This window comes from Anabaena azotica FACHB-119, assembly GCF_014697625.1.
GTDB classification, from domain to species: domain Bacteria; phylum Cyanobacteriota; class Cyanobacteriia; order Cyanobacteriales; family Nostocaceae; genus Trichormus; species Trichormus azoticus_A.
The window spans coordinates 1-18228 of record NZ_JACJSG010000079.1 but is presented as its reverse complement, the minus strand read 5'-3'; the positions used below and the strand labels follow the sequence as shown (position 1 = coordinate 18228).

Sequence of the window (18228 nt, the reverse complement as noted above, 5' to 3'; positions counted from 1 at the left end):
AAATGACGGTAGTAATCACCACGTTTATTTTTTAAAGCCATTGCCGCGAAACCAGTCAATGTCCTCCCAGATTTGTGTTCAAACGTGGTAGCATCAATCAATTGTTGACCGAAGGTTTGTAACATCCGAGTTTTTAAATAAGCTGGTTTCAAATGTGGGGGTATATCTTCACCGCTATGCTGGATTGCTTCCATCTCCGCATCACTTAATATCCTGGCTGCTGCTATCAGTTCCGCCTCTCTTAAATCAATATTCCCCCAAATTAGTTTTAATTTATCGCTGATTTCCTTTGTGCCACATTCAGGAATAAACTCTTGCTCAACAATGCCGTAACCTATCTCTTTTAAATGCTCTACTGTGAAATGGCGTAAATATTTCATAGTCGCATTCTTGTAAGAAATGTTATCGACAAACAGCTTAAAGTGTGGGGATGACCATTCACCTTTTAGCGGGTTATAGTCAGTTTTTAGCGAGAGTATATGTTTGCTGTTGGCTGCATAATTCCTCTGATAGTAATCATTGACTTCCTCTGGTGTAACTAGGTCTGGGTTAATTCCCCTGGGTGAGTATCCCTCCTCAGCTATCCATAGATAAATATCCTCAGCCCCCCTAACTCTATTGAGAAACTGTTTAATTTCTCTATCGCCCAGAATGCCATTACAAAAGGCAAATACACCATTATTAAAACGTCTATTCTTAAGGCTAATTCCTGAGATAATAGAAGGACTTGTAAAGATAACTCTGTACTGTTCGGCTTTCATGTCTGACTGAGAAACAAACTCTTGTACATTAGGGTCGTCCATTGCGTCTGAGTGGATTTCTAATATCTCACTAGCTATCTCTGGCATTGATTGACGTACATATTCAGCAATGGACTTACAACCTTTTACCCCATCTTTCATGTCATCCAGTACAAAACATGGTATGCCCTGTTTAACTCTATTTATTAGTTCATCTAATAAACCTTCTGGACTAGAAGAGATGTCAAGATTAATATCAGGTCTGGGGGGTCTATATTTGTTAATTATCAGCCTGACTGGTGTACCGGCTGGGGCAATTGCTTTGATGTAATCAATTTCTTTTTGAGTAATATCAGCACTCATGCAGATGGCTACACCTTTACCTGATATCGCCGCCTCAAAATGCGCCTCCAGTGTCGCTAGTAATAACGGACGAATCCCATCTTTATTACAGAGTGAACCAAACAGAAAATCAAACACTTGGTCAGCTTCATCTAATAGTAAGATACCTTGATTAGACAAGTTTTTGGGTTCAAATTGGTAGGCACTCGGAGCGCAAAAAGCCGCTTTTTTCTTTTGCCCTCTACCGTTGATATCATCTTTGTAATTAATGGATAAATCACTACTCATTTTCCGCCCTAATGAGCGGCGATTGTGCCAACTGTAACAAGCCTCAGCTTTCTTCACCAAAGGTTTTACACTTTCGGTTTTACCTGTGGCTGTTTCTGAGATGATAATGTTTACTGTCCCCGGCTCAATCAAGTCGTTTAAAACCTCTCCCATGTGGGGAACGTCCACAATTAGGTAGGGTTTTTCTGTAATATGGGTTAATTGGTGGCGAATAGTTGCTAGGCGTTCTAGTTCCTGCCGCTTTTGTTTGGCAAGCTGTGCCGCTTGCTGGTCATTTTCTATTTGCTTTAATTGCACCTCGGCGATCGCCAAAAATTCTTCACCACAGATGTAATTAATTTGGCTGTATTCTGGTAATTCATCAATATCGTTGTCTTGTTTGGTTATTTGACCCCACCAACCAAACCTAAAAGACCATCCCAACTCAGTCAGTAATTGAGTCACGGACTTCCAGCGATTGATTACTTGCTGATTTTGAACGTCTCCAGCATCGGGGAAGATGACAAGAGTTTTATCGCCTCCAACTTGAGTTAAAGCCCTATCAAGGTATTGTTTTAAAAGATTGGGGCTATTGGCGAACTGCCCACCCGCCGCGCCGATGGTTAGTAAATTTAGCCTTTGACTGACTAAGAAGGGTTTTGTACCCGTACCCTCTACCAGTGCGATTCCAATAGGCTGGGCTGGGTGGAAGACTGCTAAGGGATTCTCTAATGTATCTCCTACTGTGATAGCTAGGGTTTGGGCTGGACTGCTGATCCACCTGTAGCGCCCACCCTCACCAGGATGATGTAGGCGCAGTTGTAACGCTACTATATGCCCCTCAAAATCTCGAATTGGGCATAAGTAACCCTCACCGCTAACAATTAGCCTCATCGCGTCTTCTGCGACCCCTGGAAGGCGTTTGTCAAACTGTCTTGTTAGCTGTTGGTATTTGCTGACCGATTTAAACCCACAGGACGCAATTTCTTCTGGGCTAAAACCTCTGCGCTGTAAGTCAGCAATGAGAGTTTCATCTTGTGGCAGACTGTCTAAAATTTCTGAGTACAGCTGATGGCGTAAGCTTACGCTTAAAGCTCTTTGTTTCCTCTTATGCTGTTGCTGTTTGGCTAGTGCAACTCGTTGTGCTTTGCGTTGCTCCCACTCTGTGCGCCGTTCAAGAGTCCATTCTTGGCTGTTATCGGGTTTGAATGAGGCTGTGTGTCCATTGCTTGCTTTAACGCATACAAACCCATTAATTTTTTCGCCTTTGGTGGCATCTACGAAAGTGTGGCATTGAATAAAATCAGGGTCATTTGCGTTATACCTACAATCTGCGTCAGTATTCCCGCATACTGGGCAAGGATTGTTTCTACCAAAGGCTTTTGCATTCAACATCATGCCACCTCCAAGCTTGCTTGAAGGTTAGCCAGAATAAAAATTCCTAAATCACCCGTGTAGCCTGATTTTTCTCGTATTTCAAGGCTTTTTGATAATTGCCGCCGATTTATGGCATTTATCAAGCTTTTGTCGCGTTTTGATTGACCCCTTGGGGGGGATTTGGCTAAAATGCTTGTTGTGTATGGAGCTTGAAAATTAGTTTTCTTGGGGGATTCTTCTGTAGACATTTAACTGCCTTTTGTAATTTGATTACATAGCAGCCCCCATTGGATAAATGTCAATAAGATTGTTAAGCTAGGAATTAAGAAAATTTTTTTTACTTGTGAAATCTGTTGAGATCAGATTTCTTCGGAAGGAGCCTGAGAAACTCTCTAGGGTACGGAAGTTTTTTGTTAGCTTACCAACCCTCGACATAAGCCGGAGGACTGCATACTCAACTTTTTTTTTGTAAAAAAGCTGATTTATCAAATGTAAATTATTCTTAGAGCCAGAGCAAAGTAGAAAAGCAAGTATAAATACTTATTTTTGGTATTTGCCCATAGATATTAAGAAATGCGATCGCTTGTTGGTGTCATGATGTTACACAGAATTACACACTAAAGGTTTTACTGCAATCATTACAGCGTCTACGGTTTGTACCATGACCTACTGTATTTTTGCTTCCACAATGAGGGCATTGATTCAGATTTAGCAGATCATAGGTGTATGCGCCAAAATCAGGCAATTGCAGAAAATAGGGTGCTTTATTTGGCTCAATCACCAGTGCAAATCTATAAGCCTGTGGATCAGTAGGCTCTAATCCTAGTTCTGAGTTTTTCTCTTGGCAGTATTCAAAAAGCTTATCCGCTTGTGTTTTGAGTTTATCGGCTGTTTCCTTGCTGAACTGGTTTGAATTTGTGAGAGCGTCCTTAATGTTGCTACCCAGGTGGACATTTACAGCATTATTCCAGTCAGAACGGTCGAAGCCTTTATAGTGCTTGGCGTTGGCATTTTGACCCGTGAAAATAGCTCCTATATTCTGGTGTGATGCCTGCTTGATGATTGCCTTGATGTTGTTGGCAGTTGATAGCACATCTTCACTGGCTGATAATGTTGAGTCAATCTCATCAAAGATAAACAGGTTAAATTTTGAGCGATCGCCGCTTTGAGCATTAATAGCGGCTGCTAATTCTCCCAGTGCTTCTATGCTGTCATCATGGCTAGTTCCGGTCACAGGGATGGAGAAATGGTTTTTTCTGCTGTCATGTTGTGGATTGTACAGCCGTATCTCTCCAGCGTCTTTACGGCTGGACATAATACACACTGCGATATTCTCAGCAGTGGGAGACTTCCCAGCCTGACTTTGACCCGTAATCCGTATCCTCTCCCATTTGGCGACGATAGAGGCAAACTGGCTTGATTGCTTCCAAAGCTTGTTAATATCCGCATCGTTGGATTTTTGAGGCTTGGCGCTGATTACTACAGTAGCCTCAAGTAATCCGTTCTCAGCGTCCCAGTCAAAAGTTACAGGTTTACGGACGTTACAAGCCTGTTGTAGTGCCTCTGAATGCTTATTTAACTCACCAATTCCCAAAAATCTAGGATTTCTATCTGTGTGGAATTTTAATGTACTTTCATGCCCTTTATAGTTGGCGCTAGCCCTATCTAAGATGATTCCTAGATTCTGGAAATACTTAATAATTAGATTGCCAATTATTAAGTCATCTCTGGTAGCCAGTCGCCAAGTAATAGGCTGATTGAGTTTGTTTTTTAGCTGGTCTATCTCTAGATTTTTAGCTTCAATCTGCCCTAATAAATCGTTTACTTGGTTCTGAAGGTTATTTACATCTGTAGTAATTGAGTTAGTCTGATTGTAGAGTTTATCTAACTGCTGTGCATGGTACTGTGATAACCCATCTGATAACTTTTGAGCGTTAGACACAGGAATTAACTGTGATTGATTCTCTCTACATTCTTCTAACAGTTCAAGAACTTTCTTTAGTCCCAATCTCTCACGGACGTTTAACAGGTTTTTCCATTGGTGCTTAAGTTTAATAAACCTATCCCAGATATCAATGATGTCTTGAATAGAAATGTTGATATCTTCTAGGTTTTTAATTTCTCTCAATGTAAAGTTAGTATGTTTGACTAACTCATTAAATTTATCTCTAAAAGCCAATATTTGATTAGAGATATCAATATAGTAATCGACCTTAAGATGATGCTCAATACTGGCTTTTAAGGCTTGATAGTGTGATTCTAATGATTTAGATACTTCTATGATTACTAAATCATTATGCTCTCTGTGTAAGCCTTCTAGCTGTTGTAATAACGTCGTTTTTACACTTACAGCATCATCTAATTGCTTTTTAGTATCGTTCAATTTAGCGGTCAGGCTTGCTACTTCTGCTAAATATTCCAGTTGCTTTAGTCGGTGGTGTTCTTTCTCTTGCTGTAATAAATTATCAGTCTCTTTTAACTGGTTAGTTAACTTTGCGTTATCAGCTAATAGGTAAGAATATTGAGTTTTGGCATCTTCTACGATGCTAGATGAATCATTAATAATTAGCTCTAATTGGTCATTTGCTGACCGTTCATAGCTCTCTGATAGCAATTTATTAGTAAGAGCAATTGAACCACTAGCAACTATTAAATTGATTGCTAGTGGTTTCATGTTGTCTGGCACTCTAAAATAACTCAATACAGATAAAAAAGAGATAGAAAATGCTAAAAAATTGATAATTCTAGAGCCTTGAGTAAAACTTATACTATTCATGGTGTCTGTAAAAAGATTCACTTGTGGATAGTTTATTCATAAGCTACTTATTCTTAGTTACTCTAGCCACCAAAAATAAGTAGCTTCTTTCTTAAGCTTGGTAAAGTAATTTTGCCTCTAATTGTTCCCGAACAATTTCAGCCTCTAACTTTGCACCTTCAATAGATAATTTGAGTTTGGCGTTATCAGCTTGTACTTTCTCAAATTTAAGCGTCCATTGTTCGCGTAAAGCACTTGTTAATTGAATAGTGCCTTGTGTACTGTCGTTTTGCTGTTGTAAATACTCCTCAGTCTGCCTTAATTTTGATTGTGCCGTCTGGTATCTAACGTCAGCAATTTGATTTTCTATTACTAATTGACCGACTTCTATCTGAGTAGTGGCATACTTGACCGCATCACCAATTAACTTGGCGGTACTGTCAGAAACTTTAATGACCTTACGCTGTAAATCTGTCTTAGCTAGTCGGACATCCAAAGCGTTTGATTGTAGCTGTAATGCTCTTAACTGTTCGTTAGCATCCTTAGCGGTTATTTTAGGGATGTTGCCATCTGCTTTGTATGGGTCGGTTCCTAGTAACTCCCCAGGATTTAATAAACTGATCCCCAATTTTTGAGCGATCGCTTGAGCTTCACTGAAACTTTGATTAGATGGAAGAGTGCTAAATCTAGAATGCTGATTAATAGTATTAGTTACAGTGTTGGCAGTGCTTACAGTGTTGTTTGTGTTGGTAGTGTTGGTAGTATCTTGAACTGTAGTAGATTCTTGAGCAACATTATTTAAGTCATTAAGTAACGTTTGTGATTCTTGGTTATTCCGCTTATTCTTTTTTTGCTGTTGCCTTCTAGCTTCCGCCTCTGCCCGTGTAGGATTAGCCATAATGTTGATTGCCATTGAATAGTTTTGTGAGTGCCTGATTTAGTGCGTCTAGAGGCGATAAAATCACCCCTAGAATCGAAGTATCCTTAGCTTTTATTGGCGCTTTTAAAAGCCTCCAGTTGTTGCTGTAGTTGGTTGAATCTTTCTAGATTGGTTTGAGACTGGTTTACACAATCGGGTTGAGTAGGTGCGTCTTGAATTGCTTGATATCTAGTTTGTAAAGATGCGATTAGTTGATTTTCAATAGGTAAATGACGATTGCTAATTATTGAAGCAACACGCGAATTATGATTGTCAATTTCTTGCTGTAATTCCATCTCATCTGCTGTTAGATGAGCTTTTAGCAAGGTTTTGATGATCGGAGATGTGATTTGCTGATTCTCAGGGATGTTTTGAGTATTTAAAGCTTCTGGCTGTTGTGTGGCTAATTCTTGCGGCTGTTGGGTGGTGATAGATGAGCCAGTAGAAGATGCTGGTAGTTGTAATTGCTCTTTTGCTTCTGGTAGTTCTGGTTGTGAATTAGCAAAGGTGGTATTGAGAAATTCTACAGTTTCATCATTTAAGTTGGTTGTGAAAACCCAAGTTCCGCCAAATTGACCCTTTAAAGCTTCTATCAAGTCTTGGGCTGCTACTTGGTTTTTCTTGGCGTATGTGCGTAATTGCATTGTGTTTACTCCTGTACTTCGTTCAATTCGCTGGAAAGTTCTGTTAGTGCCTGTTGTGCATCGGGTATTGTGAAATCTGGTGAGTAATTAGTTTTAATTGCCTGATATTGTGGATGTGAATTTATTTCATTAAGTGCTGTAAGTGCCTGTGTAATAAGGTCTGGTAAGTTTTTAGTCATTGCTTATTCCTCAGTTTGAGAGTATTTACGAGTCAAAATCTCTACTACGCGAGAATGCGAAAAACTCTTTTTTAAGTCCTTAATTTCTTCGATAAAAACTAGGTCACTTGAAAGTAATCTTTTACCGTTCAAATAGCCATCTGCATTGACGTATTTTCTAAGTTCTGGAATAAAGCCAGCGCCAAAGGCTAAATATCTCTCTACAGTCTTGACGGTCACGCTTAATTGCTTGGCGACTTCTACGCGGGTAAACTCTGGCTCATAAAGCGTATCGTAAACTACAAGTTCTTTCTCAGTAGTAATCATAGATTGGTCTTGTACTAGTCTATTGGTACAGTCCGACCACCTTCTAGAAACCTTCTACCCCATGTCTAGAGATTGCCTACAAGCAAGCTAGAACCGCTTTAGAAGTGTTTATGAGGTTGTCTGATAGTAGTCTAGCAGTTAACCAACCAACTAACCAACCAATTAACCTGATTTTAATGAAAATCCGTATTCAGGTTAGAATGTTGGTATGTTAATTAACCCATAATCAGAATGACTACGAGTAAGAGAAAATCTGATGATTACAGTCAGGTTTGCGGATATATTAAAAAGCCTTTGGCGCTACGCTTCAGAACAGTTTGCAAGGCTAAAGAATTAGAGATAAGTACCGTAATGGAAGAGTTAATAGAGCAGTGGTTAGAAGGTCAGAAAATAGATATCTAACTGTGGGCAGTGTGGGCAAACTGGATTTTTCTGTGGTTACTGTGGATTTAGGGTTTTAACGATGTCCCAAACCCTTATATATAGGTAACTGTGGTTATTTTGTGGATGATAGCCCCTAGAAATAGGGGTTTTATTGTGTACTTATGTAACCAGCAAAAAAAATAAGTAAGAAATGAAAATAGGGGCAAATGTGAAAGCTATATAGAATAAAAGATGTAGAAACCAAATATAAACAATTTCTATTGCTCAGTTGTATTTTAAATTTTTTAACTTAATAATTTAGAAAACCATAAATTTTTAGTAGCATTATAGAATCACCTAAAAAATTACTATTAAATACTAAAATTTATGATTATTCAAACAATAGTCTTTACTACTTTTAGTATTCTATTAATAGGTTTGCTTATTTTCGTAACTGTCAAAGCTACAAAACCTTTACATAAAGTTTTGATAATCTTTGGATTTCTAGTAGGAATTGCAGTTATTTCTTTATTAAATACACATTCCCAAGTTAGAAACGACGTTAATAATGACGTTACTGATAACGTTACTGATAACGGTAATATTATTGTTGTGGCTCCAGAGCTTGTAGAAATACCTGATTATGACATTGCTATACAAACACAAGTAAAAAAACTCAGATTAGGGCAAATTGTTTTTACTGTTCCTAAAGAAATGCAACTCGGAAGAAATGAATTAGTTAGAGTACGTATTAGTGACGATTTACGAAAAAATTTGAAAGCAGAACTCAAAGGACATCCAGAAACAGCTAAACTTGACGTAAGTAGCTTATTACAGGTTAAACTTTCAGGTACAAGTTTCAATATTCAAAGTCAAACTGAAGAACAACAAGTTTTAAAAAAAGATGGTTTAGCAGAATGGATATGGAGTGTTACTCCTCAAGAAAGAGGTGAACAGGAACTTTTTTTAATTGTTTATGCTCTTATTGAACTACCAAATAAAAGTGAACAAAAAATACAACTAAAAACTTTTGAACGTACCATCAAAGTATCTGTTAGCCCTAACTACTGGGTAGAGAATAATTGGAAATGGATTGTTGAGAACTGGGAAGCTGTTACAGCAATTTTTACAGCATTTTCAGTTTTTGCTTTAGCTAAATGGAAACAAATTATAACTTTAATTAAAAATTGTTTTAGAAAACCTATTAGTTAACAAGCTGAAAAATGCAAAAGTATACAAATAACCAGAATTAGAGATTAGTCAAGTAATAGAAGAACTATTAGTAGAGTTTTTAAACAAAAATGGAATATCAATAAAACCTTAAATGTGGGCAGTGTGGGCAAAGTCGATTTTTATGTGGCTACTGTGGATTTAGGGATTTGTTGATGCGTAGAACCCTTATAAATAGGTAACTGTGGTTATTTTGTGGATGATTGCCCCGGTAAATGGGGTATTAATTGTGTACTTATGTATATAAAAGTAAAGAATGTAACAAGTAAGCAAAAAGTAAGAAATGGGCTGATGTGGGTGTAGTGGAAGGCTGATGGTGTAGGGAATACAGAAGCCAGATCGGATCACTCCTAAGTGCGCGGTCGATGCTTGAGTGGAGATTTTAAGCGATCGCCGACAAATTATTATTCTTTCAGAGAATAAAGCTCTAGTAATCACCTTGATATCAACGTTAAAGGGCGATCGCTTTTTTGTCTATCTTGTATCTGTTGATTCTCTAGCTATTTCTGGCTGTAAAACTGCTATTCATTATGGGAATCCTAAAAGAAAGCAACTATCCGCCATACCTTTCAGCCCAATAGAAAATTAAACATTATCTACTGGGCATCATAAAAACGCTGCTTTAACCATTTATTTGTTACCTATGTATTTAGATGCAGTTCGGAAGAAACTTTATGATTCGGCTGGCTACATTCGTTTCTGGCTCACTAAGCAGCCTGGGGTAAAGGAAGAATCAATTACTGACTGGTTGCTATTTGATGTATCTAACGAACTGTCGAACATTTTGTATCATGCTTTTACTCGCCATCAAGAAGGTCGTGAAACTGGTGCAGATTGGGAGTGGTGGTTTTTATTTTCTCAAGACTATATACGCCTTCGTGTTCAGGCGAAGAAAGTATCTTCAACTGAGGACAATTACCCGGAAATAGCTCGTACTAATAGGCATGGGCTACAGATTGAAAAATTGTTGAAAGCATCTGAACAAGCTAATGCTGTTCCACTTTATGCGCTCTACAGTTCGGTTAGTGGCGATGTGAGATGCAAAAAGCAACAAATTGTTCAAAATGATGGAGTTTTTATTGCAGGCGCACAGCAAATTTATGATTCCTTTATTAGAGGTAGCCGCCAAAAAGTTACATCTGCTGACCTACTCAAACTTTCCAGCCCATTTTCATGCTTTGCTTGCTGCCCTTTGGTTACAACAGATGGCGACGGACTACTACATCGATATTTAGAATATTATTTTCGACCTGAAGTTATGCCAGTATCGCTGGATAGCAAAAATTTTAGAGGTCTTCACAGGGAGCTTCCAGATTATTTATCCTCATTCCTAGAGAATGCACGATTTGGTGAGCTTGAGTCGTGGGAAAATAACTTTGAATCTGAATTACAGGATTTCAATGCACTTCTAGTTTACGATTTTCGTGACTGCGGGACTTTTGCTTTTGACGACCGTTTAACCTGTTCTGGTAATTCTTGGAGCCAAGGGCGAACAGATGAATTAGAGTTTTAATCAATTGGACAGATAGAGAATGAGAGTATGACAAAATCCTTCCCCAGCCAATAATGAGCAATAAAGCTGCGCGGTCGATCCTATGTTAGTGGAATGGCAGATTGAAAAATCTCTTCAGCAGTCAGAGCTAATTCGGGAAAAGTTAACGATTCAATGCGATCGCCATTTCGGAATTGCTTAACTTGATATTCCCCTTCAACTAACGAGTAAATCGAGATAGTTGGTTGTTTAGGACTACCAATAAATTTTTTCCCACCCAAAGCCGCATAATCTACAATCCAGTATTCAGGAATGCCAATAGCTTCATACTGACCAAGCTTGGTGAAGTAGTCATCACGCCAGTTTGTGCTGACAACTTCTATAACTAATGGGATTGATGATGGCTGACTAACTGTTGATTTATTCCTCCATTTTGGCTCATTGACTAAGTTGGGACGATTCAACAACAGTACGTCAGGCAAGAAAGCAGATTCACCTTCATTGGATTGAACAAACCCCATTTTAGGAATGTCATAGGGTTTTGAAAGACGGGCGCACTCCAACAAAATTTGCTTGATTAAGAATGCAATAAGTAATTCATGATCTCCTGTTGGTGGTGGCATTTGTTTGATAAATCCATTATGCAGTTCGTAACGTAACTGTGTTGAATTAGCTGGATACCAGTCTAGAAACTGATCAACAGTAATCGTAATCGGTAGCGATTGAACCATTTATCTACCTCCATTTATCAATGAAAGTGAGCAGGTGAATTTATTCATTTACCTTTAACCATTCTTTTAACAGTTGGTTAACTACTTCACCCATTGACTTGTTTTGTTTAGTACAAGCTACTTTGAAATCAGTCTTTACTTGTTTTTCTATATAGACGCTTAACTCTGTCATCCCCTCTGGAATTTTCTTAGGCATTGTCTCTACTTGCGCGATATCCCGTATTCTCGCATCACCTCCCACCCCTTTGTCTACTACGTATTGCGCGATTGCGCGATAGACGTGATCGTAACACCAACAGCAATCAATCAACAACACTTCCAAAATTAGGGTAGGTTCATCACCTACCCCAAGGTTTATTTAGAATGGAGCGTTACCAGTTTTCGCTGTGTAAGCTAAATAACCTCGCCAGTATTCACCGTGAGCTTGCTTTGGCGGTAGCCCAATAGCCGCGTCAAATTCACCACAGTAGTAGTCATTTTGAATGCTGGCTTTTGTTGGGGTTTGAGAAATTGTTAGAGTAGTCATGATTAAATAACCTTTTTGTGTGTGGGGTGTTGCTAGCACCCCATTTCTCTTCGTTTTGATAATATAGCACCCCATTTCACTAATAGGCTAGATATCTTGCATAGAACTTACTGATGGGGAATCATTTAACACCCCATTTCTTTTTATGATTAACCCCTGTTTATTAAAGAAATGGGGTGCTATAGTAAATGCAGAGACACACAAAAAGGTTATAAGGTTTATGGCACGGTCAATACAAGCAATCCAAGACAGTTTCGCCCATCTAGCCAGTAAGGACAAAACAAAAGCAATTCGCAAGCAAGCGGCTGATTTATGGGAGAAACATCACAATTTAGTACCCTTAATCCGTGATGGTTACGAAATTGAAAAGAGAAGTTTTATTCTCTCCAATGGTCGGCAGGAAGAATGTATTAATTACATTTCAGCCGTTGAGACTGCTTTAGAGGAGCGAAAAAAGCGAAGAGTAAAACCCGTTGTAGAAACTGCTATAGAATCCACCGTAGAAAAGACTGTAGAACCAAGTGTAGAACCAAGTGTAGAACCAAGTGTAGAAACTACTGTACAACCAACCGTAGAACCAGTAGTAGAAACACCAGCACAACCAACAGTAGAAACTGAATACAGCGATTCAGAAGCCGAAAGAATAGCGATCGCCAAAAAACTCTACTTTGCGACTGCTGATAAAGACGATTTAACAGGCTTGAGAGAATATCAGCTAAACCTCTGTAAAACTCAAAAATACTTCTTACCAGAGTTTGCAATTTTAGTGGCTAGGACTCGCGTAATTATCGAAGACTACGCTAACGGGAAGTCACCAGAGGGCAAAGCACACCCCGGCTCAATTCAAAAAATCCGTGTTGAGGTAATGCGCTATTTGGCTGAGATTATCAAGCCAGAAAATGATAAGTTTCCCCCAGTTAATGACCGTACCCTAGAAGATACATTTAATGATTTTGATACGGCTGTCAGGGGTGCGTTTAGTGATATTGGTGCAGCTAAATACAAACTCAATAAGGCTAGGAGTGAAGCGGCGGAAGAGGATGTTAGAGCTATTAAAGTCTTCCCTTATGTCAGTTGGGCAGTTGATACCGTCAACAATCTCCCCCAATCAGCCGCCAAATGGAAAGAAGTTGCGATCGCTGTCATGGTTCTGACTGGCCGCCGTCAATCTGAAGTAATGAGTAGTGGCATCTTTACCTATGTTGATGATGCTCACGTAATCTTTGAGGGTCAGTTAAAACGCCACATTGCGGAAGTTGTGCCACCTGAGAAAATACCCGTACTAGGTAAAGCGGCTCAAGGTGTGGTCAACGCTATAGCTTGGCTAGAGAAATTCAACAAGCGTACATTGCCAGAGTCGAGAACTGTTGAGGCTATTCAGAAAGCGGCTAAGGTATCTCATGATAGATGTTCGCGCTACATTGCCGAAACAATGACATCTCTGTGTAATTTAGTGGAAATTACCAACAATAAGGAATGGGTGGTCACAGAGGGCAGTAAACAGGTTAATAAGTTCAAAGGACACCTTAACCGTCAGATTTACGCTCAAGTATGTTCTGGTTTGTTCAACGATGCTAACGAGTCCAAAAAACGAGCATACATCAGCCGTATATTGCTTGAGAATCGTGACGCGGCTTTGAGCTATGACCGTGATATTGAAATTCAAGATATCGATGCGCTAGCAAAATTGTGTGGCAGTTTTAGAGATGAGTAGTTGGCGATCTCTTCTTCCCTCTGTTAACCAAAGGATAAATATGGAACAGCAATTACAAGAAATACTATTGCAGCTAGGGCAAGGCTTAATAGAACTTCTTAACCAAGAGGTACTAATAGGCGATCAAACTGTGGTGCATATTAGCAAAACAAATAATGACAACGATATTCAAGCTACTACTATCACACAATGGATGATACTACCGAACACAAACATTCCAGAGAGCTTGTCAAATGACGTTGATCAACTGCTAGACAATGCCAAGAAAGAAATATCAGCAAAACTCGGTATTGAGATAGATATTGACTTCAAGACACCCTAGTAAGCGATCGCCCTCCGGCTGTCGCCTCCATCGTCCATAAATAACCACAGCTTCTACTAAGTTGACTAATTCTTGTTGTCCACTTAGGAGAAATGCCAATGAACAGAAGACAATGGGCGATCGCCGTTTTGATTACATTGATAATACTGTCTATTAATGACCCCACCATCAGAGGTGTAGTTATAAGCTACGGCATCGAGAAAACGCTAGAGTGGGCATTCAAAACACTTATGAGTTAGCGATCGCCCCACCAGTAGATAAGCTGAGTGGGGTTAATTTTGCGATTTAAGCCCTATCCATCACTCAAGCAGTGGAAACCCTCAAGGTGATATGGGGCAATTTAGCGGCGGCGGTAGTCACGGCTAGACTTATATTTGGGGATTATGGTTTTATTTGGTAGTCACGGTAGTCAGCGTAGTCATATTTGGTAGTCACGATGATTATTATTTCTATATAGGCAGCGTGACTACGGTATCAAATCATGATACAAAATAAAGCGTGACTACGGCGGCGGCTCAGTGCTGATTATCACTGTCTACTACGTAATGAAAAATGGAGTGTAAATTGGTAGTACAAAGTTAGCTAAAAATGAGATTAACGCACTAATAAACTAATTTGTTTTCTCACTTATTATTTTAATACACTTATCATCATTTTTGAAAAATACAAATGCAACTAAATACATTAATATCAGCTATAATTACTTCTTATCTTGTTTCAAAGTTCCCTTTTTTAGGATGGATTCTAGATAGAAAACAGGCAATTATTAAATACGGAATACTTGCTTTTTTTGTTGCCATCTTGATAATAGTTATGCTTATTTTTATTCCAGAAGAAAAAGGTTTAATTGCAACAATCCTAAAGAACATTGAGGGAATTAGTATTTTTACAGCAGCAGTTCTTTACATTTTAGAGAGCGGAGATCGCCAGCAAAGAAAGCATTATGAAGCTTGGAAAGTTATTGATGCAGCGTATGGAAAAGAAACAAGCCGTGCAAGATTCCAAGCTTTGCGAGATTTACATGAGGATGGTGTTTTTTTCGGTAGATTAGAACTTTCTAATGCTGACTTATCATGTATTAATCTTTCTGGTATTGATCTCAGCAAGAGTTGTCTTAATAATGCTGACCTTACTTTTACTAATTTTATTAACGCTAAATTTATTGAGTGTGAACTTGAGAATGTCAGCTTTATTGATGCTGACCTTATATGCGCTAACTTCCGTGATGCTTACCTTAATGGTGCAAAATTTAATAAAGCCAGACTTAACAAAGCTGATTTTAGACATACTAAATTAGGGTATGTTGACTTTACTAATGCTGACCTTACAGATGCTAACTTTTGTTATGCTCATAACTTAACTCCTGAGCAAATTAAAAAAGCTAAGAATTGGGAAAAAGCAAAGTATGACAAAGAATTTTGTGCCAAGCTCGGTTTAACATCAGAACCAGCTAAGTAGATTAATTTTTAATTATCGCCCCAACACCCCAACGCCCCAACATCCAACACCTAGCACCCCACCAGGAGATAGTCTGAGTGGGGTTAATTTTGCGATTTAAGCCCTATCCACCCCTCACGCCTCACGCAGTGGAAATATAGCGTATTGCGACATTCTTCTTACACCCTCTAATACAAAACAACCAAATATTTTTTAAGGTTGTTTATAAGTACCTTATATTTTCGCTACAACGCTTTACATTATCCTTAAACATATACCAGCATTAATACTGTGGGAATATTTATAACACAGTGTCAAGCTAGAGAAACAATATGTAAAAAAATAACCAAAATGAAAGCTATTAATTATCTTTTGATATGTGGAATATCAGTTTTATTTTTTACTGCCAATACACCACAAGTACAGGCACAATCAAGACGTGATTTATGCAAAATTCATAGTGGAAATGTTCATAATTTTACTTCGTATTACAACTTATTTAATCAATCTACTGCTACTCCCCTTAGACCTTTTATTCAAAATAATAGAGCATATAAAGTAGATAATAACTTAATAGCAAAACCAATATTTTACACTTTAATTGATGGAGGTAATACAGTTAGTGCATTTGAAATAAAAGGTAAATTTGGTGATATTTATGTTAGCAACCGAGATATAGCTATTCAGTATATTGTACAAAATGAAATTGGTTCTTACGCTGAATTGATAGGAATGTGTTTAAACGGTATTTTCGCTACTCCTAAGCAAAGAGTTATTTTGAATATGTATGAACTTGTTCCAGACACACAATCAGCATTGCAAGAGGCTAGACTTGGTGCATCTACTGAGAGAATTGGTAATATGTTCAGATAATTATTAATAGTATTAATTGTGAGCATATTACCCATCAAAATTATTAGCACCAGAACAGATAAGGAAGCTGTTTAATTTGCCGGATAAGCCGCAGATAGACGGCGATAGCAGCACCTATTGAGATGATGGTGAGGAAAAATGAATCTTTGTCGGAGTGGACAAAAATCAGGGACAAAGCGATGGTTTTCTGACCAACACCACCAATTTTTCAAACCTAAAAGTTACCCGCGCCAAAAGCCCCATAGAGGGGCTTCTTTGTTGGTGGATGAGTGTTTCTTATCGCTGGATGGGATAAAGGGCGTTGTAGGCGATTGTGAGAGGGCTAGCCCAACAAAGCGAAATCACTATGCTTTGAATTGGGAAAACTGCCCTATGTAGGATTCATGTAGGATTATTTGGGGTTTATGTAGAGTCAATGTAGGCTGAAACCCTTATACTGTAGGAACTGAAGGATATGTAAAATATTTTATTCCTTGTGAGATTTTTTTAAGAAAAAATGTATGTAGTACAAGAATACTTGTAAACATATTTTTTTCTAAAAAAAACTGTGAGCGGTAAAAGTGCCAACATATCCTACATATCCTACATAATCCTGCATTTATAAGGGTTTCAGCGATTGTCAATCCTACATCGACTCTACATTTATGTAGGATTAATCCTACATTCCTACATTTGGCGGCGGTCAGTGGGGAGTGGGGAGGGCGGCGGCGAAAATCACAGCCGTCTTTTTTGCGGCGGCGGTCGGTCATTTGTCATTAGTCATTGGGGAATGAGCAGACAACACAGACGCGGCGACAGCCGCCGTCGTTGGGCATCGTAGATGCCAGTCCAGGGATGAGGGAATGAGGAGTAGGGATTGGGGACTGGGGAGGCGGCGATCGCTACGGTTTGGGCAGATGTGAGAAATGGGGTGTAGTATAGAATAGCGCCGGAATAAGGTTATGCTTTAAAATTTTGAAAAAACATAACCTTGTTAAATGCGTATGAACGAGCGAATTGAGGCGATTATTGATACATTAAAGCAATTACAGGAAGAAAGAGAAAATTTATTAAAGATACCTTTAGCACTGCCTAATACTTGGATTCACGAATATAATGTCAAGCGGTATTATCCGGGTAGTGGTACACTTCATAGTTTTACATACGCCAAATGGCAAGCATCAGAAGCGATTTTTGAGCGTAACCCTAAAAAATTTGGTCATCGTGGTCAGGGGCAATTCACTAAAAATAAGCACATCGGTAGGGTAGGGAGTACATCTGGATTGGGGATGGATGAGGCTGTTTTTAAGGCTTATCAATCCCTAGAAAATAGAAGAAGGCTGGATGCTATTGATAAGGCTATAGAAGAGATAGAGAAAGCGTTGCAAAAGGTTATGCCTTTGGAAACTTAAAAAACATAACTTCAAATGGTTAGGCGATCGCTACGGTTTGGGCGGATATGAGAAATGGGGTGCAAGTGTTGGGTAAAAATGCCATATTTACAGAAATGGGGTACAACTATGTGGTGAGAAGTTAGGCGGATATAAGAAATGGGGTGCAAAGATAAGGGGAAACAGAGCCTATTTGCAGCAATGGGGTGTAAAAGTAGGGGTAAAATGAAGCTAAGATACAGAAATGGGGTGTGATTTGAAGTAGGTAAGGGCGGCGATCGCTAACTAATTCACTTTATCAGTAGAAATGGGGTGCAAGTATAGGGGCGAAAATGACCATAATTGCAGAAAAGGGGTGTTATTTTAGTTGTGGAAATGGGGATATTTGCGGTAATTTGTGCAAATACACCCTAATAAATGCAGACATGGGGTGTATCTCAGGAGTAAATTGCATGATTTTTCGGAGCTAAAAGCCCAAATTGCAGGAAAAATCCGAACCAAAAGCTCTGCTTGCAAGCAATGGGGTGTGGCTCAGGGGTAGCTTGCATGAAAAAGCGGAGACACATCAAAGCTTTGCAAACATGGGGTGAGCAACCGGGGTACACAACACCCCACTCATCGATGAGTGGGGTGTTGTGTAC

At 38.9% G+C, this 18228-nt stretch carries 20 protein-coding genes and 1 pseudogene; 11 read left to right on the top strand and 10 right to left on the bottom strand.

All coding sequences use genetic code 11. The features are described from left to right. The 7 genes and pseudogenes from H6G83_RS32780 to H6G83_RS32750 all read right to left on the bottom strand — a co-directional run. Positions 1-2744, bottom strand: a pseudogene (locus H6G83_RS32780) (hypothetical protein); the annotation flags it as partial. Next, positions 2744-2974: a hypothetical protein gene (locus H6G83_RS32775; RefSeq protein ID WP_190480012.1), complete on the bottom strand. Its 231-nt coding sequence runs from the start codon at positions 2972-2974 to the stop codon at positions 2744-2746. The pseudogene H6G83_RS32780 and the gene H6G83_RS32775, both read right to left, overlap by 1 nt. 362 nt (positions 2975-3336) lie before the next feature. Then, a complete protein-coding gene (locus tag H6G83_RS32770) occupies positions 3337-5400 on the bottom strand; it encodes a hypothetical protein (RefSeq protein ID WP_206759021.1) in 2064 nt (687 codons plus the stop codon). A gap of 193 nt (positions 5401-5593) precedes the next feature. Further along, complete coding sequence (locus H6G83_RS32765) at positions 5594-6379, bottom strand: hypothetical protein (RefSeq protein WP_190480008.1); 786 nt, start codon at positions 6377-6379, stop codon at positions 5594-5596. Between the two features lie 86 nt (positions 6380-6465). Continuing rightward, positions 6466-7044, bottom strand: coding sequence for a hypothetical protein (locus tag H6G83_RS32760; protein WP_190480006.1), 579 nt, complete (start codon positions 7042-7044; stop codon positions 6466-6468). A gap of 5 nt (positions 7045-7049) precedes the next feature. Next, positions 7050-7223, bottom strand: coding sequence for a hypothetical protein (locus H6G83_RS32755; protein ID WP_190480004.1), 174 nt, complete (start codon positions 7221-7223; stop codon positions 7050-7052). A gap of 3 nt (positions 7224-7226) precedes the next feature. Next, positions 7227-7529, bottom strand: coding sequence for a hypothetical protein (locus H6G83_RS32750; protein WP_190480003.1), 303 nt, complete (start codon positions 7527-7529; stop codon positions 7227-7229). A gap of 231 nt (positions 7530-7760) precedes the next feature. Here H6G83_RS32750 and H6G83_RS32745 point away from each other — a divergent pair, with 231 nt between their 5' ends. The 4 genes from H6G83_RS32745 to H6G83_RS32730 all read left to right on the top strand — a co-directional run bounded on the left by H6G83_RS32745 (position 7761) and on the right by H6G83_RS32730 (position 10635). Beyond that, positions 7761-7931: a hypothetical protein gene (locus H6G83_RS32745; protein ID WP_190480001.1), complete on the top strand. Its 171-nt coding sequence runs from the start codon at positions 7761-7763 to the stop codon at positions 7929-7931. A gap of 348 nt (positions 7932-8279) precedes the next feature. Beyond that, positions 8280-9104: a hypothetical protein gene (locus H6G83_RS32740; RefSeq protein WP_190479999.1), complete on the top strand. Its 825-nt coding sequence runs from the start codon at positions 8280-8282 to the stop codon at positions 9102-9104. 391 nt (positions 9105-9495) lie between these two features. Continuing rightward, positions 9496-9711 carry a hypothetical protein gene (locus H6G83_RS32735; RefSeq protein WP_190479997.1) on the top strand — a complete coding sequence of 72 codons (216 nt, stop codon included), beginning with the start codon at positions 9496-9498 and terminating at the stop codon, positions 9709-9711. Between the two features lie 54 nt (positions 9712-9765). Further along, complete coding sequence (locus H6G83_RS32730) at positions 9766-10635, top strand: DUF6615 family protein (RefSeq protein WP_190479996.1); 870 nt, start codon at positions 9766-9768, stop codon at positions 10633-10635. Between the two features lie 80 nt (positions 10636-10715). On the opposite strand, the gene H6G83_RS32725 is transcribed toward H6G83_RS32730, so the two are convergent. The 3 genes from H6G83_RS32725 to H6G83_RS32715 all read right to left on the bottom strand — a co-directional run bounded on the left by H6G83_RS32725 (position 10716) and on the right by H6G83_RS32715 (position 11871). Continuing rightward, complete coding sequence (locus H6G83_RS32725) at positions 10716-11345, bottom strand: Uma2 family endonuclease (RefSeq protein ID WP_190479993.1); 630 nt, start codon at positions 11343-11345, stop codon at positions 10716-10718. A gap of 40 nt (positions 11346-11385) precedes the next feature. Continuing rightward, entirely contained in the window at positions 11386-11586 is a 201-nt protein-coding gene (locus H6G83_RS36150) for a plasmid partition protein ParG (RefSeq protein WP_313937658.1), read from the bottom strand. Positions 11587-11703: 117 nt separating this feature from the next. After that, the gene (locus H6G83_RS32715) at positions 11704-11871 is read right to left on the bottom strand and encodes a hypothetical protein (protein ID WP_190479990.1); all 168 of its coding nucleotides are present in this window, start codon (positions 11869-11871) and stop codon (positions 11704-11706) included. A gap of 220 nt (positions 11872-12091) precedes the next feature. Between H6G83_RS32715 and H6G83_RS32710 the strand changes: the two genes are divergently transcribed. The 7 genes from H6G83_RS32710 (at position 12092) to H6G83_RS32680 (ending at position 17608) form a co-directional block, all read left to right on the top strand. Beyond that, positions 12092-13585 (top strand): protelomerase family protein, encoded by a 1494-nt coding sequence (locus H6G83_RS32710; RefSeq protein ID WP_190479988.1) that lies wholly within the window; start codon positions 12092-12094, stop codon positions 13583-13585. After that, positions 13578-13907, top strand: coding sequence for a hypothetical protein (locus H6G83_RS32705; protein WP_190479986.1), 330 nt, complete (start codon positions 13578-13580; stop codon positions 13905-13907). The genes H6G83_RS32710 and H6G83_RS32705 overlap by 8 nt, the downstream gene beginning before the upstream one ends. Positions 13908-14005: 98 nt before the next feature. Then, positions 14006-14146, top strand: coding sequence for a hypothetical protein (locus H6G83_RS35055; protein ID WP_206759020.1), 141 nt, complete (start codon positions 14006-14008; stop codon positions 14144-14146). A gap of 430 nt (positions 14147-14576) precedes the next feature. Next, positions 14577-15365, top strand: coding sequence for a pentapeptide repeat-containing protein (locus H6G83_RS32695; RefSeq protein WP_190479982.1), 789 nt, complete (start codon positions 14577-14579; stop codon positions 15363-15365). Positions 15366-15695: 330 nt separating this feature from the next. Next, positions 15696-16217: a hypothetical protein gene (locus H6G83_RS32690; protein ID WP_190479980.1), complete on the top strand. Its 522-nt coding sequence runs from the start codon at positions 15696-15698 to the stop codon at positions 16215-16217. 616 nt (positions 16218-16833) lie between these two features. After that, positions 16834-17037, top strand: a complete 204-nt coding sequence (locus H6G83_RS32685) for a hypothetical protein (protein ID WP_190479978.1) — start codon at positions 16834-16836, stop codon at positions 17035-17037. A gap of 163 nt (positions 17038-17200) precedes the next feature. Then, a complete protein-coding gene (locus H6G83_RS32680) occupies positions 17201-17608 on the top strand; it encodes a hypothetical protein (RefSeq protein WP_190479976.1) in 408 nt (135 codons plus the stop codon). The last annotated feature ends 620 nt before the right edge of the window (positions 17609-18228 follow it).

Bases quoted from the DNA above. Each gene is read 5' to 3' on its own strand.
- H6G83_RS32775 (WP_190480012.1), bottom strand. From the start codon at position 2,974: ATGTCTACAGAAGAATCCCCCAAGAAAACTAATTTTCAAGCTCCATAC.
- H6G83_RS32770 (WP_206759021.1), bottom strand. From the start codon at position 5,400: ATGAAACCACTAGCAATCAATTTAATAGTTGCTAGTGGTTCAATTGCT.
- H6G83_RS32765 (WP_190480008.1), bottom strand. From the start codon at position 6,379: ATGGCTAATCCTACACGGGCAGAGGCGGAAGCTAGAAGGCAACAGCAA.
- H6G83_RS32760 (WP_190480006.1), bottom strand. From the start codon at position 7,044: ATGCAATTACGCACATACGCCAAGAAAAACCAAGTAGCAGCCCAAGAC.
- H6G83_RS32755 (WP_190480004.1), bottom strand. From the start codon at position 7,223: ATGACTAAAAACTTACCAGACCTTATTACACAGGCACTTACAGCACTT.
- H6G83_RS32750 (WP_190480003.1), bottom strand. From the start codon at position 7,529: ATGATTACTACTGAGAAAGAACTTGTAGTTTACGATACGCTTTATGAG.
- H6G83_RS32745 (WP_190480001.1), top strand. From the start codon at position 7,761: ATGACTACGAGTAAGAGAAAATCTGATGATTACAGTCAGGTTTGCGGA.
- H6G83_RS32740 (WP_190479999.1), top strand. From the start codon at position 8,280: ATGATTATTCAAACAATAGTCTTTACTACTTTTAGTATTCTATTAATA.
- H6G83_RS32730 (WP_190479996.1), top strand. From the start codon at position 9,766: ATGTATTTAGATGCAGTTCGGAAGAAACTTTATGATTCGGCTGGCTAC.
- H6G83_RS32725 (WP_190479993.1), bottom strand. From the start codon at position 11,345: ATGGTTCAATCGCTACCGATTACGATTACTGTTGATCAGTTTCTAGAC.
- H6G83_RS32715 (WP_190479990.1), bottom strand. From the start codon at position 11,871: ATGACTACTCTAACAATTTCTCAAACCCCAACAAAAGCCAGCATTCAA.
- H6G83_RS32710 (WP_190479988.1), top strand. From the start codon at position 12,092: ATGGCACGGTCAATACAAGCAATCCAAGACAGTTTCGCCCATCTAGCC.
- H6G83_RS32705 (WP_190479986.1), top strand. From the start codon at position 13,578: ATGAGTAGTTGGCGATCTCTTCTTCCCTCTGTTAACCAAAGGATAAAT.
- H6G83_RS35055 (WP_206759020.1), top strand. From the start codon at position 14,006: ATGAACAGAAGACAATGGGCGATCGCCGTTTTGATTACATTGATAATA.
- H6G83_RS32695 (WP_190479982.1), top strand. From the start codon at position 14,577: ATGCAACTAAATACATTAATATCAGCTATAATTACTTCTTATCTTGTT.
- H6G83_RS32690 (WP_190479980.1), top strand. From the start codon at position 15,696: ATGAAAGCTATTAATTATCTTTTGATATGTGGAATATCAGTTTTATTT.
- H6G83_RS32680 (WP_190479976.1), top strand. From the start codon at position 17,201: ATGAACGAGCGAATTGAGGCGATTATTGATACATTAAAGCAATTACAG.